Raw genomic sequence first — 14252 nt, 5'->3', positions numbered from 1 at the left:
GATGTCGAGGCTCTAGTCGAAACGTCTAGTCCTCCGCGGAAGCCATAGCCAAGATGACTTCGATCTCCCTCGATAAGAATCTCTTATGGCTGGCGCAGAAATCGACTAGACTTCAGTGTGCGATGGAAGCGGCCAGCGGGGCGGGAGAAACAACGTGAACTTGAGGCGCCTGCAATACTTCGTGAAGATTGTCGATATCGGCAGTCTGACGCAGGCCGCGGACATCCTTCACGTGGCGCAGCCCGCGCTCAGCCAGCAATTGGCGACGTTGGAGGGCGAGGTACGTCAGCAGCTGTTGTTGCGCACCAAGCGTGGCGTGGTGCCCACCGAGGCCGGAAAGGTTCTCTACCGGCATGCCCAGCTCATCCTGCGGCAATGGGACCAGGCTAACGCGGATATGAAGGCAGCGGGGCAAGGCTTGTCCGGCGCGGTGTCGGTCGGGCTCGCGCCGGGAACGGCCGCGGCGCGTTTGTCGGTGCCGCTACTGCGCACTGCGCGGGCGCGTCATCCCGGCATCCTGCTCTATTTGAACGAGACCTATGGCAGCTCGCTGTCAGAGCTCGTGATGAATGGGCGGATGGATATTGCAGTGCTCTATGGCGGCCAGACCACCGTGCATGGATTGACGTTCCTTCCGCTGTTCAAGGAGCAACTGTACTTGGTGGGCCCCGACAGTATGGTCGCGTCTCCCAGCGAGGTCCCGTTGCACACGATCGCCGATCTGGATCTCTACCTCCCGCGGCCCTACAACGTCGTGCGGAGGATGGTGAACGAGGCATTCGCAGGACTCGGGATGACGCCTCGCGTGGTCGCGGAAATCGAATCGGCCGGAACGTTGTCGGCCGTGATTGCCAGCGGTCTTGGCGCAACGATCCTGCCCGAATCCATGGCGCGTGAGGTCGCCCGATCCTCCAATGCCTGGCTGTCTCGCATCGTCGAGCCGACGATCGAGGCGCCCCTGGCGCTCTGCCAGTCGGATCATTTGCCGCTGTCGGAGCCGGCGTCGGCGATCAAGGAAATCCTCCTGGAACTCGTTGCGAACCTGTCGTGACACGAACCACCCATGTGACACGGATGCGGCGCGCCGGGACATAAGTACCCCTTATCGGGTCAAATACATTCCGTCTTGGTGTGGGTCCGCGTCGCACGCTAGCCTTTGCGCATGTTTGCCACTCAAAACTGCGATCGGTAGGCGTCGATGGACCTGGCGCAGATCAAGGCGTTCATTGACGCGATGGCGTCGTCCGATCTCGCCGAGCTCGAGGCGAGCAAGGATGGTTGGACGCTTCGGTTGGTGCGCAATGGTGCGCGAAGCGAATCCGCGTCCTCTGTTGCGGCTCCCGACCGATCGCCGTCTCGTCCAAACGCGCCGATCGAAGCGACCCCGGCAGCGCCGGAGATCTGTGCGCCGCTTTCCGGCATCGTCTATCTGCGCCCCGGACCGGATCAGCCGCCCTATGTCGAGGTCGGTCAGGCGATCAAGGCCGGCATGGCGGTCTGTGTTATCGAGGCGATGAAGACGTTCATCGAAATCCGCGCCGAACGGGACGGGATCGTCGAAGCGATCCTCGTTGCTCCCGGAACCCTTGTCGACGCAGGTCAGCCGCTGATGCGCACCGTCTGAGGCACCATGTTCGAGTCCGTTCTGATCGCAAACCGCGGGGAGATTGCGCTTCGTATCCAGCGAGCGTGCCGGAGTCTCGGCCTGCGCACCATCGTCGTCTATTCCGAGGCCGATCGCGATGCGCCCTATGTCGAACGCGCGGATGTCGCGGTCTGCATCGGTCCGGCTGCGGCGACGCACAGCTATCTCGATCAGGCCGCTATCTTGCTCGCGGCCAAGGCGACGGGTGCTGAAGCCATTCACCCCGGATACGGATTTCTGGCCGAGAACGCCCTGTTCGCCGAGCGCGTCAGCCAGGCTGGGTTGACCTTCATCGGTCCTTCCGCCGCGTGCATTCGGACCATGGGTGACAAGGTCGCCGCCAAGAAGGCGATGCGCGCGACGGGCGTGCCCTGCGTTCCCGGCCCCGATGCAACCTTGCCAGATGATCCCGAGGCCGTTCGTCGTCTCGCTCATGAGATCGGCTATCCCGTCATCGTCAAAGCCGCAGGCGGAGGTGGCGGGCGAGGGATGCGGATCGTCACCGAGGAGGCCGCGCTGCTCGATGCGCTCGCGGTCACGCGTGAGGAAGCGCGACGCGCCTTCGACAACGGCGAAGTCTATATCGAAAAATTCCTGACCCATCCCCGGCACGTCGAAATCCAGGTGCTCGCCGATGGGCATGGTCAGGCGCTTTGGCTCGGCAGCCGGGACTGCTCGCTGCAGCGCCGGCACCAGAAGGTCATCGAAGAGGCGCCCGCGCCGGGAATCGCGGATGCGCTCATTGCCGAGATCGGCGAGCGCTGCGCGCGGGCCTGCCAGCAGATCCAGTACCAGGGGCTCGGCACCTTCGAGTTCCTGTTCGAGGACGGTGCATTCTATTTCATCGAAATGAACACGCGGCTGCAGGTCGAGCATCCCGTCACCGAGATGACGGTCGGGATCGACATCGTCCAGCAGCAGATCCGCGTCGCGCGCGGGGAGCGGCTGGCGTTGACGCAAGCAGATATTCGCTGCCGCGGACATGCCTTCGAGTGCCGGATCAATGCCGAGAATCCGGATAGCTTCGCGCCGTCACCGGGTCGCATCACAGGCTGGGAGCTGCCGGGCGGCTACGGCGTGCGCGTCGACACCCATGCCGGTGCCGGCTACACCGTCTCACCGCACTACGATTCCATGATCGCAAAGCTGATCGTCCATGGCGACGACCGTGCCGATGCGCTGGCGCGCTTGCGGCTCGCGCTCGATGAAATGAACGTGTCGGGGATCTCCACCAATTTGCCGCTGCATCGCCGCATCGCCTCGGACCCGGCATTCAGCTCCGGGGCTGTTGACATCCACTATCTCGAACGCCGCCTGCGCGAGGGAGCACTTCGCGCATGAGCACCGATGAGCCCCGGATCAGCCTGCTTGGTACGAGCGCGTTGCTATTCGATGCTCCCGGTCCGACGGAGCTCGACACGCAGCGGCGGATCTGGGCGCTGGCCGAGGAAGCCGGGCAATGGCCTGAAATTCGCGAGGCTGTGCCGGGGATGAACAACGTCATGCTCAGCTTGGTGCGTCCGCCCAGCTCGCTCAAATCGATTGAAGCGAGGTTACGGTCGGCCTGGGCCAGCGCCCCGGCGCTCGAGCTGGAGGGCCGGCTGATCGAGCTGCCGGTGGTCTATGGCGGCGAGGGCGGGCCGCATGTCGCCGACGTCCTCGCACATACGGGATTGAGCCTCGACGACATCGCCGAAATCCATAGTGCGCCGATCTATCGCGTCTACGCGCTCGGCAGTCATCCCGGCTATTGCTATCTCGGCGGCATGGATCAGCGGATCGCGACGCCGCGCCGCAAGACCCCCACGCTGAGGATTCCGGGAGGCGCCGTCTCGATCGGTGGCGGTCAGACCGGCGTGTCCGCATCGCCCGGGCCGAGCGGCTGGAATACGATCGGCAGCACCGAGATGCGTTTCTTTGACCCGGCTAGCGACCCGCCGGCGCTGCTGCGTCCCGGTGACAGCATCCGCTTTCGCATCGCGGCGGTGATCCGATGATTGAGATCATCGCCACCGGCGGACTCGCGACGATTCAGGATCTTGGCCGCAGGGGCGCGCTCAAATGGGGCGTCGGTACCTCGGGCGCCATGGATGACCTTGCAGTCGCGGCCGGCAACATCCTGCTAGGCAATCCCGACGATGCGGCGGCGATCGAGGTCCAGATTTTTCCGTTTCGGATCCGCTTCCAGGAGGACATAACATTCTCCGTGACCGGAGCAGATTGCGACGCGAGGCTCGATGATCTGGCGATTCTGCCATGGTGCGTGCACCGTGCCGGCGCCGGACAGGTGCTTCAACTCGGACTTCCCAGACGCGACGGTTGGGCGGCGAGCCGCGCCTATCTTTGCGTTGCCGGCGGCATCGATGTGCCCTCGGTGTTGGGGTCGCGCAGCACGCAGTTGCGTGGTGAATTTGGTGGTCTGGAGGGCCGCGCCCTTCGCACAGGCGACAAGATTGCGACCGGACTATTTCGGGCAGCGGGTGCACGCGTGGGCCTCAATCCGCCAGCGTTGGCGATGCCGCTGATGGTGGACGGCCTGCCGGCCGTACGGGTGCTTCGCGCCGCCGAATATGAGGCCTATACGCCGCAGGCTCAGGCCAGCCTGTGGAATGAGCCATGGCGGATTTCGCCGCAAAGCGATCGCTACGGGTTCCGGCTCGAGGGCACCCCGTTGATGCCCAAAGTGCCGCTCGAATTGCGCTCGCACGGAATCGTGCCGGGGGTGATCCAGGTGCCGCATGGCGGTCAGCCTATCGTCCAGATGCGCGATGCCCAGCCATCCGGCGGCTATCCCAAGATTGGAACTGTCATCGAGGCCGACTTGTGGCGTCTCGGGCAGGCGCCGATCGGCAGCCGCATCCGCTTTGTCGAGGCAACCTGGGCTGAGGCCGTCGCGGCTCGGGATGCGAACGAGCGCTGGCTTGCCGAAGCGCGACGTCTGGTCGGTCTTTTCCATGCACGGCGGGGAGGGCGCTGATGCCGTTCCAGCATGTCGATCAGCTCTCGTCCTGGCTCGCCGAAGCAGGCATAGACTACCTCGAACTGAGCGGCCCAGACCGCGAACTGCGTCTCGGGCGCGCTGTCCAGCAGGGGCTTCAAGCAAAGACCACGGATACCGCGTGCGCGGTCACTCACGCCGTGAGGGCGCCGATGGTGGGGACCCTGCTGCATAGCCATCCGATGCGGCGCGTTCCGCTCGCGCCCTGTGGAAGTCTGGTTCGCACCGGCCAGGCAGTCGCGCTATTGCAAGTTGGCGCGCTGCTGGTTCCGATCGATGCGCCCTGTGACGGGGTCGTCGTGGAGGTGGTAGCGGAGGAGGGCGCGCTCGTCGGGTTTGGCGCCGAGATCACCCGACTTTCGGACATCGCGAGCGAGGCTTGACCATGAACATCGACCTCAATGCCGATCTTGCCGAGGGCTATGGGCCCTGGCGCATGGGCGACGACACCGCGCTCCTGGACGTGCTGTCGTCGGCCAACTTGGCTTGTGGATTTCATGCGGGCGATCCGCTGATCATGCAGCGCACCGTCGAGCTCGCCATGGCACGCGGCGTCGACATCGGCGCCCATGTCGGCTTTCCCGATCGCCAGGGCTTTGGCCGCCGCGTCATGCAGATCGATATCACCGAGCTCGCCGCGGTCGTGACCTACCAGCTTGGAGCGCTCGACGGCATCTGCCGCGCGCGCGGCGCGCGCATGACGCATATGAGCTTTCACGGTGCACTCGGCAACATGGTCGCGGCTGATCATGCTCTGGCGACCGCCCTGGTGCGCGCCGTTGCGACCTTTGATCCGAAACTGATCCTGCTCACCTCGGCAAGCCGCGCCATGGAAGCGGCCGCCAGGGATTGCGGCTTGCGGGCCGCGATAACCTTCCTGGCGGATCGCGCCTATGACGACGATGGCCTCTTGGTGTCGCGCAAGCTTGCCGGATCGGTGATCCACGACCGTGCCCAGTTGCTTGAACGGGTCAAGCGCATCCTCCGCCAGGGCGAGGTTGTGACCTACAGCGGCAACACGCTGGCGATGCGCCCTGCGAGCATTCTGTTGCACGGCGATACCGACGGCGCTGTCGATCTGGCGAGAGCCGTCCGCGAGGAGGTCGTGGCCAGCGGCGCCAGCATCGTGCCCATTTCGCGGCAAGGGTGCCGCTGAGTTGGGCATGCCCGGACATAAGGCAGCCTTATCGCGCCAGAGATATTCCGTCTTAGCCGGGGTGGCGGCGAGGGGATAACGTAAACCATCGAGCTTAAGGACAGCCCATGCCGTTCTCCGATTATCGCAAGGCCCTCGTCACCGGCGCCTCTTCCGGTATCGGCGCCGCTGTCGTCGAACGATTGCGCCGCGAGGGCCTGGAAGTGCACGCGCTGGCGCGCGGCGCAAACGCGCTCGAGGAGCTGGCACGACGGACCGGCTGCGTCGCACACGCGCTCGATGTGACGGATCTCGTTGCCGTAACGAAGCTTGCCAAGGAGGTCGAGTTCGACATTCTCGTCAACAATGCCGGCGTCGACCGGCCGAAGCCGTTTCTGAAGGCCGACGCAGAGGACATCGACCTCATCGTCGATGTGAACCTGCGCGCAGTCTTGCATCTTTGTCGCCTGATCGTGCCCGGCATGGCTGCACGCGACCGTGGCCACATCATCAACGTCAGCTCGATTGCCGGCGCCTATAATTTTGGGGGAAACTCCTCGTACCACGCGACCAAGGCCGGCATCAGCATGCTGTCGAGCCAGCTCCGCATCGACGTGTTCGGCCGCCGCGTTCGCGTCACGGAGATCTGCCCCGGCCGCGTCGCCACCGACATCTTTGCGCATGTTCACGGCGCCTCGAAGGAAACATACGAACGCTTCATTGAAGGCTACGAGCTGCCCGAAGCAAAGGACATCGCAGACGCCATCGCGTTTGCGATTGCCGCGCCCGCTGCGGTCAATGTCGGATACATCGAAATCACCCCGACGCTCCAGGTCCCCGGCGGATTGTCGACCGCGAAGGGCGCCGCGTCCGCCGCCGACCCGAGCCGCTGAGGCCCCGCAATGAGCAGCCTCGACCTCTCAGCGATCCTGCTCAAGCCCGAATACAGCCGGATGCTGCTCGACGGCTTCGAGATGACGCTTGTGGTGGCGATCGGCTCCTGGCTGCTCGCGATGAGCCTCGGCCTCCTGCTGCTCATCATTCGACTGGCGCCGAGCCGGATCGCAGACCGCGCGGTGGCCGTCTACGTCTCCTATCACCAGAACGTGCCCACTCTTGTGCAGTTGATGCTGTGGTACTTCGGTATCTCGAGCCTACTTCCGCTTGCGCTTCAGGACTGGATCAGCGTTCACAGCGGTGAAGCGATCTTCGCCGTGATCGGGCTTGGCCTGTGCCAGGCGGCCTATTTCAGCGAGGATTTTCGCTCCGGCCTGCGGTCGGTTGCAGCCGGACAGATGGAGGCGGCAAAGGCGCTCGGGCACGGCTATATCAGCGCGATGCGCTATGTGATGATGCCGCAAGCGGTGCGCAACGCGCTGCCCCCGCTCATCAACCATACGGTTTCGCTGTTCAAGAACAGCAGCCTTGCGGTCGCGATCGGCGTCACCGAACTGATGCATGCGGTGAAGGAGGTCGAAAACCAGAGTTTCCGCACCTTCGAAACCTATCTGATCGCGACGATCATCTACCTCGCGTGTTCGCTGCTGCTGATGGCGGCTGGCGCCTGGCTGAGCCGTCGGTCGCGTACGGTGGGAGCCACCTGACCCATGCTGATCAATATCTACCAGATCGTCACGGACAACTGGCTGCTCTTGCTGATCGGACAGTTTCCGAATGGTCCTCTCGGTGGCATTGCTGCGACGCTGATACTGTCGATCCTCGGCATCGGTCTGGCCTTTCCGCTGAGCATTCTGGTGGCGCTCGCCCGAATATCTCCCTGGCCCATCTTGAGCTGGCCTGCCACAGCGCTCGTCTATGTCATGCGCGGCGTGCCGCTCTTGATGATTATCTTCTGGGTCTACTTTCTGCTGCCGCTGCTGATCGGACGTATCGTGCCCGGATTTGTGGCGATGGTCTGCACACTAGTCGTTTACGAGTCGGCATTTCTGAGCGAGATCGTTCGTGCCGGCATCCAGGCTCTCCCCAGGGGACAGATGGATGCGGCGCGCGCGCTTGGCCATAGTCACATTTCGGCAATGCGCTACGTCATTCTGCCCCAGGCGCTCTACAACATGATCCCGAGCATTCTCAGCCAGTTCGTGGCCACCATCAAGGAAACGACGCTGGCCTACGTCATAAACGTTCCCGAGCTGACGTTCGCGGCCAGCCAGATCAACAACCAGCTTCTGACCAAGCCGTTCGAGGTCTTCTTCGTTCTTGCCGTCATCTATTTCGCGGTCTGTTGGACGTTGACGCAGCTCGCGAACTGGCTGGAGCGCCGCATCGCCGCAAAGCGTGCGGGACATGGCGCCGCTGATCAGGCAACCGCGGTTAGCGCTGCAGCGATTGGGCCCGAGAGCGTTCAGGAGATCATTCAATGATCAAATTCTGCAACGTCAACAAGTGGTACGGCAGCTACCAGGCGCTTGCCGATATCAACGCCGAGGTGAAGCGCGGCGAGGTGGTGGTCGTGTGCGGTCCGTCCGGCTCGGGCAAGTCGACCCTGATCCGGACGGTCAATCGGCTGGAGGAAATTCAATCCGGTGAGATCATGTTCGACGATCAGAACGTCCACGCCCGGATGAGCGGGACGCAGCTCAACCGCCTGCGTAGTCACATCGGCTTCGTGTTCCAGAGCTTCAACCTTTTTCCCCATTTGTCTGTGCTCGACAATATTGTGCTGTCGCCGATGAAGATCAAAGGAGTCGATCGCAGCAAGGCCCGCGACAAGGCGATGTTGCTGCTGGATCGCGTCGGGCTTGCATCGAAGGCGTCAGCGCACCCGGGACAACTGTCCGGCGGTCAGCAGCAGCGCGTCGCGATCGCACGCGCGCTGGCGATGGAGCCCCCGGCGATGCTGTTCGACGAGCCGACCAGTGCGCTCGATCCGGAAATGGTCGGCGAGGTTCTTGCGGTCATGCGCAGCCTTGCGAACGAAGGAATGACCATGATGTGCGTAACCCACGAGATGGGTTTCGCTCGCGAAGTAGCCGACCGCATCTGGTTCATGGATGCCGGCCGCATCGTCGAGACAGCGCAGCCGGAAAAGTTTTTCAGCAATCCAGAGCATCCCCGCGCCAAACGATTCCTGTCGGACTTGCGCACGCGCCATTAGTTTTATCGTCGATTTGTTGGAGGAGGACCACATGCATTCGACTGCCCCCTTACTGACAGCCGCTCTCGTTGCCGCGAGCCTTGCAGGGGCCTGCGCGGCGGCGCGAGCCGATCAGCTCCAGGACATCATGCAGCGCAAGGAGTTGCGTTGTGGGACGTTTGCCGATGTGCCGCCGTTTGCGGCGCCGGATCCCAAGACGCGCGAGATGGTCGGGTTTGACGTCGATCTGTGCGGCGCCATCGCCAAGCGGCTCGGCGTGACCGCCAAGATCACGCCACTATCGGTCGAGGCGCGGGTTCCCGAGGTCAAGCTCGGGCACGTCGACATTGCGGTCGCCAACCTGGCCTACACGCGAAGTCGTGCCGAGCAGATCCAGTTCAGTGATCCCTACTACATCGCCAAGGAAATGCTGGCGGTGAGGGCGACCGATCCCGGCAAGATCAAGGACGATTTCAAGGGCAAGCGGCTGGCCTCGACCAAGGGTTCGACGTCGGAATTGTCGATCAAGCTCAACGGCTCCGATCCCCTCGTGTTTCAGGACACCGGATCCGTCTTCATGGCGGTCCAACAGAACAAGGCGGCTGGGATGGTCGCCAACACGATGACCATCGTGAAGCTGGTTGCTGAATCTAAGAAGGGTGGTGTCGAACTGAAGATGATCGACGACCCCATGCTGCTTGAGCCGATCGGTGTCGGAATGAAGAAGGATGAACCGGCACTACTCGCCAAGATCAATGAGACGCTCGTCGCGATGGACGGCGCCGGCGAGATCAATCAGCTCTGGAACAAGTGGCTGGGACCAGACACCGAATACCGTCTGACGCGGACGGAGAAGGTCGTTCCGTTCAGCCAGCTGAAGTTCACGCCGATACCGTGATGTGCCGCTTACGCCGCGATAGCCAACCTGGGTGGCGGTCTCCGCCATCCGGGCTAACCAATATCCACCAACGAAGCAACGGAAACGACACAATGGTTCACGTCATTCGATCGTTCGAGCGGCCCGATCCGGCTGCAGTCAAGGACATCTCGCAATATGCGCCGTCGACGCTGCATGAAGCGCAGGGGCGCACGGGCGCTTTGACCTCGCGCATCAAGCCGATCTATTCGGGGATGCGCGCCTGCGGGCCGGCACTGACCGTCAGCTGCCATGCGAGCGACAATCTCATGCTCATTACGGCGATCAGCCTTGCCCAGCCCGGTGATGTGCTGGTGGTCAGTGCAGCGGATCATCCGGAGCAGGGAGGATTCGGCGAGGTGTTGACGACGGCCTGCATGGCGAAGGGCATCGCAGGTCTCGTAACGGATGCTGGCGTGCGCGACGGCCTGGCGATCCGCAAGCGTGGCTTCAACGTCTTCTGCTACGGCTTGTCCATGAAGGGCACGGTCAAAGAGACGCTCGGCACGATCAACCAACCGATCGTGATCGGCGGCATTGCCGTCAATCCGGGCGATCTCGTCAGCGCAGACGACGATGGCGTGGTCGTCGTGCCCAAGAACAACATTGCGGCGGTCTCGAAGGCCTCTGCCGAGCGAGAGGCCAAGGAAGCGCGGATGATGGCGGCGCTGGAAGCGAGGGGGAATATTCTCGAACTATCGGGAATGGACAAAGTCCTTGCCGCCAAGAATTGCACCTACGGCTGATTCGAAAAGCAGACATCGAAAAAGGGGCCGCCAGTGTTGCGCGGCTCCTGTTGCGGCTCCGTGCGAGCTGTCGTGGTGCCTCACATTCTGGCGAGAGCTGCTTCCTCATTTGGAAACGGCCGCCAACCCCCTCTCGGACGCCGATATCGCAGCAAGAGGGGCCCTTTGTCTGGCCGACCCGCATCGCCGGCCACTTCAGATCGCCGCTTGATGGCGATCTTTGCTTCCATCGGCAAAGCTAGGTCCTTCGGCTATTGTGCGAAGACTGACGGCCTTGGGCTCTGGGGCAGGCAGGGTCGCGACGTGTTCTGCCCAGCGTCCAAGCGCTTCGCGTACCTCGGCCGCATATCGAGCGCGGTTATATACGCCCGCAACGCCCGCCCGGTGGCCGCTGACGTGGTTTAGGATCGCTTCCACGATGTGTGGCAACACGCCGAGCCGGTCAGCCATCACCGTGGACGCCGATCTCCGAAGATCATGAACTGTCCAATGGGGCAGCGGGGCGCCCAGGGCTTCCGCGATGCGCGCGTCAAGCGCTGCCTTCGACTTTGACCAGCCGGAGAACCCACGATGCGGGTCACCGCCGCGTCGGGGTCCGTCACCAAAGAGGAAGTCTCGACCATTTCGACGGGGTGGGAGTAGGGCGAGGGCGGCGGGAACCAATGGTAGCAAGTGCTCGCGATGGTTCTTGGTCCGGGCGCCCGGCAGCGTCCAGAGCCCCGAAATAGTATCAAGTTCGGCCCATTGCATGCTGCCCACCTCATCGCGGCGTTGGGCCGTGAGCAGCAACAGACGCACAATGCGTCCGTAGTCGTCATCGCCGCTGGCCCGCCAGATGGCTGATAGCTCCGTCTCTGTGAGGACCCGTTCGCGGCTTCCCGGCTGTGCGGGTCGATTAGTGCCGAGAACCGGGTTCGCGGGAATGTCGAGGCCCTCCCGTATTGCCCAGTTGAACATTGAGGACAGGGCTGTACGGGCGCGGGCTGCCGAAACCGCTCCATGAGCTGATGCGATGTCAGCGATACGAGCCGATATATGACGGCGGGTGATCTGGAACACCGAGACCGGATGCAGGGGTTTCCAACTGACCAACAAGTAGCGTTCAATTTCCGAATAGGTGCTCGGCTTCAGCCTTTGTTTGGCGTTCCGGAGATATTGATCCGCAGTTGTCCGGAGTGTGTCGGCCGCCTGCAGGCGCGCCTTGGCTTTTTCGTCCGCCGGGTCTTTTCCATCGGCAACCAGGCCCAAAAGCCGCTTGGCCTCCCTGCGCGCAAGCTCGGGTGTCCAAGGGGCGCCGTGAGGACCGATCGTGACGAAGCGTTGTCGACCAAACACTCGGTACTTAAGGACATAGGTCGCCTGGTCGCGTTGACGCCGAACGCCAAAACCTCGCACTGCTTCGCGGTGGTCGGCGTCCCAAATAGTCTCGCCAGGCTTGAGTGCTTGCACTGCACGGATCGTAACACTCGAAACAGCCATCTGTCGCCTCTGTAGCTACCACGTAGCTACCACCATAACGCCAATTGCAGCGCAGGCAAGGTGGGGTGCGGCGGGCTTATTCATTGATAATACTGCAATTTTCGCACGAACGGCGGGAATGGCGTAGCCCCGGCGAAGCCCTCGCTATGTCTGTGGAACAGGAGGTCGGTGGTTCGAGCCCACCCAACTGTACCAAGAATATCAAAGCCCTGATTTGCAAGATGCGTCGGCGGGAAGGAGAGACGCGGTGCCTCACCTTCGGAAGGATGCCAAGCAGTGCTGGGCATGCCTTGGCGACCGCCTGAATTAGCAATTTGAGACGGTTGCATGTCCCCGTAACCACTTTGGTTATGACTTACTCGCCGTCCCGGTCTAACCGCCGGGACGGCTTCTCGGGAATTGGGCACTCAAATCTAGGGGCAGGAGTTTGAATTTCCTCGGGTGCCGCGCCCGTCTCGATGCGAATTGGGTCAGTCGTTTCTAAGCAAGACCGGCTCCCAGAAAAAACGCGCCGCTTCAGCTTGCGCGTCACACACCCTAATGCCGATGTCACGCAGGAGATGGGGGTCGTTCTTGAGATCCTCTCGCAGCGTTGCCCTGAAACGAGCGCGCTCCACCCAAATCAGCGGGATTCGGAAAATGATGGGAAGCCGTAAGCCACCCGCCGTGAACAGCGATCGCCTGGGATATCCCGCGAGGACAGAATCAAATTGGGTCACTGTGTATCCAATCTTTCCAGATTAATATCAAGCTCGTTCAAATTACGCGTGCGACGATCGGCGCGCGCGTCAGCGTGGATGTCGGTCGATCGGGTCAGCTCACTCGGACCCGAAGCAACGCAATCCGTTGTGTGTCCATCTAGGTAAGTGAGGAGTTCAACCGAACCAACGGAACATTTTGCGTGGATTCGTGAGGCGGAAAAGTTGGTGTAAAATTCCTAACGCGCAAATATGCGCGGTCGAAGAATGAGGCCCGTCAAAATTTGTCGGGCTTACCCAAGGCGCTTCAGCCTGCGCAAATCGGACGTGGCTCGTAATTTCACCGCCGCCGGCAGCCATTCGTCCGATTCATCTCGGCCGACGTCCGTTGTAAGCGCGAAATTAGGTCAGGCTTCACGCCTTCACTTCTTCATGTTGCCCGACAATCAACATTGCGCGATGGTTGGGCGGGATCGGACATTCGCGGCCCCGCTTTAGTGTCCATGTCAACAGGGCGGGCCAGCGTCAGGCTGTAGATGAGGTCATGGCCGGCCATGCTTTCGGCGACGAAACGGTCAAAGGCCTGCACAAGAGCCGGAGTCGGTTCGATGAATTGGCCGGCACCTCGGGTCAAGCGGACCAGCCCTTGCTCTTCCGCGTTCTTCAAGAGCTTGCGCGCATGAGTGCGCGATGCGCCGATACGGGCGCCGATATCGGAAAAAGAAAGCTCAAGCGGTGTTGCCTCGCCGATTGGGCCAACCATCTGCATCAGCTTGAGGAGGATCAACGCGCCGGCATCGCGGCCCAAGAAAGGCATCATGGCAGGATCTTGTGCCATGATGCGCGCGCCGCGCGCGAGCAGGTTTGCCGATACGCGGCGCTGCCTCAGTTGAAGCGCCAGATCGCGTTCCATGATCGGCCGATACCCCGGCTGCGGATAAAGGATCTGCAGCGGCAGATATTGCGAAGTCAGGAAGTCCTGGTCGTGCGCGATCATCTTCGGCGTTGGCGTCAGGATGCGGGTCCGTCGATCCTGGGGAGCGGCCCGTTGTGCAAGATATCCGGTCAAAATGAGCCGCCGCACAAGGTCGTAGACACGACGCGGGCTCGCTACGCCATGCGCTACCGTCTGCTCCGTGATGAGCCTTAGCGTCGGCCAGGTCGCGCGATCGGCCCGATCGTGACGCGCGTGAAGGCACATGATCCCGATGAACAGGACAGTGCGTCCGGTCTCAAGCAGCAACCGGCTCAGGAAGGGATTATGCTCGTAGGTTGCGAGGATGGCGTCGACATACGCCTCACGCGCGAACGGGAAGCGCGGATGGGCCAGGATTTCCTTCGCGCAATGATGAGCTGTGAACGGAATGTCCTCCAGATCGACTTCAGCCAAATGCACGCCGCTCAGCACGGCCTCTCCCAACAGTCATCCTGCCGCGGTGGCAGCTCGGCAGCTCAGGGGAGCCGCGGTTATTCACGGGCGACAATCTGGCCGCCGCACGGCCGCGGGTAAACGATCCTCTGGTATCAACAGACGGCGCTAT

15 protein-coding genes are annotated in these 14252 nt (G+C 62.4%); 13 read left to right on the top strand and 2 right to left on the bottom strand.

Annotation, left to right across the window (positions count from 1 at the left end):
* Positions 1-154: 154 nt before the first annotated feature.
* The 13 genes from nac to ACP2YP_RS32510 all read left to right on the top strand — a co-directional run bounded on the left by nac (position 155) and on the right by ACP2YP_RS32510 (position 10534).
* Positions 155-1051, top strand: coding sequence for a nitrogen assimilation transcriptional regulator NAC (gene nac, locus ACP2YP_RS32570; protein ID WP_426420295.1), 897 nt, complete (start codon positions 155-157; stop codon positions 1049-1051).
* A gap of 147 nt (positions 1052-1198) precedes the next feature.
* A complete protein-coding gene (locus ACP2YP_RS32565) occupies positions 1199-1624 on the top strand; it encodes an acetyl-CoA carboxylase biotin carboxyl carrier protein (protein ID WP_426420294.1) in 426 nt (141 codons plus the stop codon).
* 6 nt (positions 1625-1630) lie between these two features.
* Positions 1631-2986 carry an acetyl-CoA carboxylase biotin carboxylase subunit gene (accC, locus tag ACP2YP_RS32560; protein ID WP_426420293.1) on the top strand — a complete coding sequence of 452 codons (1356 nt, stop codon included), beginning with the start codon at positions 1631-1633 and terminating at the stop codon, positions 2984-2986.
* The gene (pxpB, locus tag ACP2YP_RS32555; RefSeq protein WP_426420292.1) at positions 2983-3642 is read left to right on the top strand and encodes a 5-oxoprolinase subunit PxpB; all 660 of its coding nucleotides are present in this window, start codon (positions 2983-2985) and stop codon (positions 3640-3642) included. Before accC ends, pxpB begins: the two co-directional genes overlap by 4 nt.
* A complete protein-coding gene (locus tag ACP2YP_RS32550) occupies positions 3639-4622 on the top strand; it encodes a biotin-dependent carboxyltransferase family protein (RefSeq protein ID WP_426420291.1) in 984 nt (327 codons plus the stop codon). Before pxpB ends, ACP2YP_RS32550 begins: the two co-directional genes overlap by 4 nt.
* Entirely contained in the window at positions 4622-5026 is a 405-nt protein-coding gene (locus ACP2YP_RS32545; protein WP_426420290.1) for a biotin/lipoyl-containing protein, read from the top strand. Before ACP2YP_RS32550 ends, ACP2YP_RS32545 begins: the two co-directional genes overlap by 1 nt.
* Positions 5027-5028: 2 nt before the next feature.
* A complete protein-coding gene (locus tag ACP2YP_RS32540; protein ID WP_426420289.1) occupies positions 5029-5799 on the top strand; it encodes a LamB/YcsF family protein in 771 nt (256 codons plus the stop codon).
* Between the two features lie 107 nt (positions 5800-5906).
* A complete protein-coding gene (locus tag ACP2YP_RS32535) occupies positions 5907-6671 on the top strand; it encodes an SDR family oxidoreductase (protein ID WP_426420288.1) in 765 nt (254 codons plus the stop codon).
* 9 nt (positions 6672-6680) lie between these two features.
* The gene (locus tag ACP2YP_RS32530) at positions 6681-7382 is read left to right on the top strand and encodes an amino acid ABC transporter permease (RefSeq protein ID WP_426420287.1); all 702 of its coding nucleotides are present in this window, start codon (positions 6681-6683) and stop codon (positions 7380-7382) included.
* A 3-nt stretch (positions 7383-7385) separates the two neighbouring features.
* A complete protein-coding gene (locus ACP2YP_RS32525) occupies positions 7386-8159 on the top strand; it encodes an amino acid ABC transporter permease (RefSeq protein WP_426420286.1) in 774 nt (257 codons plus the stop codon).
* On the top strand, positions 8156-8893 hold the full coding sequence (locus ACP2YP_RS32520) for an amino acid ABC transporter ATP-binding protein (RefSeq protein WP_426420285.1): 738 nt from the start codon (positions 8156-8158) through the stop codon (positions 8891-8893). Before ACP2YP_RS32525 ends, ACP2YP_RS32520 begins: the two co-directional genes overlap by 4 nt.
* 31 nt (positions 8894-8924) lie before the next feature.
* Positions 8925-9770, top strand: a complete 846-nt coding sequence (locus ACP2YP_RS32515; protein WP_426420284.1) for an ABC transporter substrate-binding protein — start codon at positions 8925-8927, stop codon at positions 9768-9770.
* Positions 9771-9862: 92 nt separating this feature from the next.
* Positions 9863-10534, top strand: a complete 672-nt coding sequence (locus ACP2YP_RS32510) for a 4-carboxy-4-hydroxy-2-oxoadipate aldolase/oxaloacetate decarboxylase (protein ID WP_426420283.1) — start codon at positions 9863-9865, stop codon at positions 10532-10534.
* 195 nt (positions 10535-10729) lie between these two features.
* Here ACP2YP_RS32510 and ACP2YP_RS32505 read toward each other — a convergent pair whose 3' ends face one another.
* Entirely contained in the window at positions 10730-12013 is a 1284-nt protein-coding gene (locus tag ACP2YP_RS32505; RefSeq protein ID WP_426420282.1) for a tyrosine-type recombinase/integrase, read from the bottom strand.
* A gap of 1128 nt (positions 12014-13141) precedes the next feature.
* The gene (locus ACP2YP_RS32500) at positions 13142-14119 is read right to left on the bottom strand and encodes a hypothetical protein (RefSeq protein WP_426420281.1); all 978 of its coding nucleotides are present in this window, start codon (positions 14117-14119) and stop codon (positions 13142-13144) included.
* Between the last annotated feature and the right edge of the window lie 133 nt (positions 14120-14252).

Origin of the sequence: Bradyrhizobium genosp. A (assembly GCF_049949275.1) — a bacterium.
In the GTDB taxonomy this organism is placed as follows: domain Bacteria; phylum Pseudomonadota; class Alphaproteobacteria; order Rhizobiales; family Xanthobacteraceae; genus Bradyrhizobium.
This window is presented reverse-complemented; position numbering and strand designations above follow the sequence as displayed.

Excerpts from the sequence above, each read along its gene's own strand:
- ACP2YP_RS32565 (WP_426420294.1), top strand. The coding sequence starts at position 1,199 with ATGGACCTGGCGCAGATCAAGGCGTTCATTGACGCGATGGCGTCGTCC.
- accC (WP_426420293.1), top strand. The coding sequence starts at position 1,631 with ATGTTCGAGTCCGTTCTGATCGCAAACCGCGGGGAGATTGCGCTTCGT.
- pxpB (WP_426420292.1), top strand. The coding sequence starts at position 2,983 with ATGAGCACCGATGAGCCCCGGATCAGCCTGCTTGGTACGAGCGCGTTG.
- ACP2YP_RS32550 (WP_426420291.1), top strand. The coding sequence starts at position 3,639 with ATGATTGAGATCATCGCCACCGGCGGACTCGCGACGATTCAGGATCTT.
- ACP2YP_RS32545 (WP_426420290.1), top strand. The coding sequence starts at position 4,622 with ATGCCGTTCCAGCATGTCGATCAGCTCTCGTCCTGGCTCGCCGAAGCA.
- ACP2YP_RS32540 (WP_426420289.1), top strand. The coding sequence starts at position 5,029 with ATGAACATCGACCTCAATGCCGATCTTGCCGAGGGCTATGGGCCCTGG.
- ACP2YP_RS32535 (WP_426420288.1), top strand. The coding sequence starts at position 5,907 with ATGCCGTTCTCCGATTATCGCAAGGCCCTCGTCACCGGCGCCTCTTCC.
- ACP2YP_RS32530 (WP_426420287.1), top strand. The coding sequence starts at position 6,681 with ATGAGCAGCCTCGACCTCTCAGCGATCCTGCTCAAGCCCGAATACAGC.
- ACP2YP_RS32525 (WP_426420286.1), top strand. The coding sequence starts at position 7,386 with ATGCTGATCAATATCTACCAGATCGTCACGGACAACTGGCTGCTCTTG.
- ACP2YP_RS32520 (WP_426420285.1), top strand. The coding sequence starts at position 8,156 with ATGATCAAATTCTGCAACGTCAACAAGTGGTACGGCAGCTACCAGGCG.
- ACP2YP_RS32515 (WP_426420284.1), top strand. The coding sequence starts at position 8,925 with ATGCATTCGACTGCCCCCTTACTGACAGCCGCTCTCGTTGCCGCGAGC.
- ACP2YP_RS32510 (WP_426420283.1), top strand. The coding sequence starts at position 9,863 with ATGGTTCACGTCATTCGATCGTTCGAGCGGCCCGATCCGGCTGCAGTC.
- ACP2YP_RS32505 (WP_426420282.1), bottom strand. The coding sequence starts at position 12,013 with ATGGCTGTTTCGAGTGTTACGATCCGTGCAGTGCAAGCACTCAAGCCT.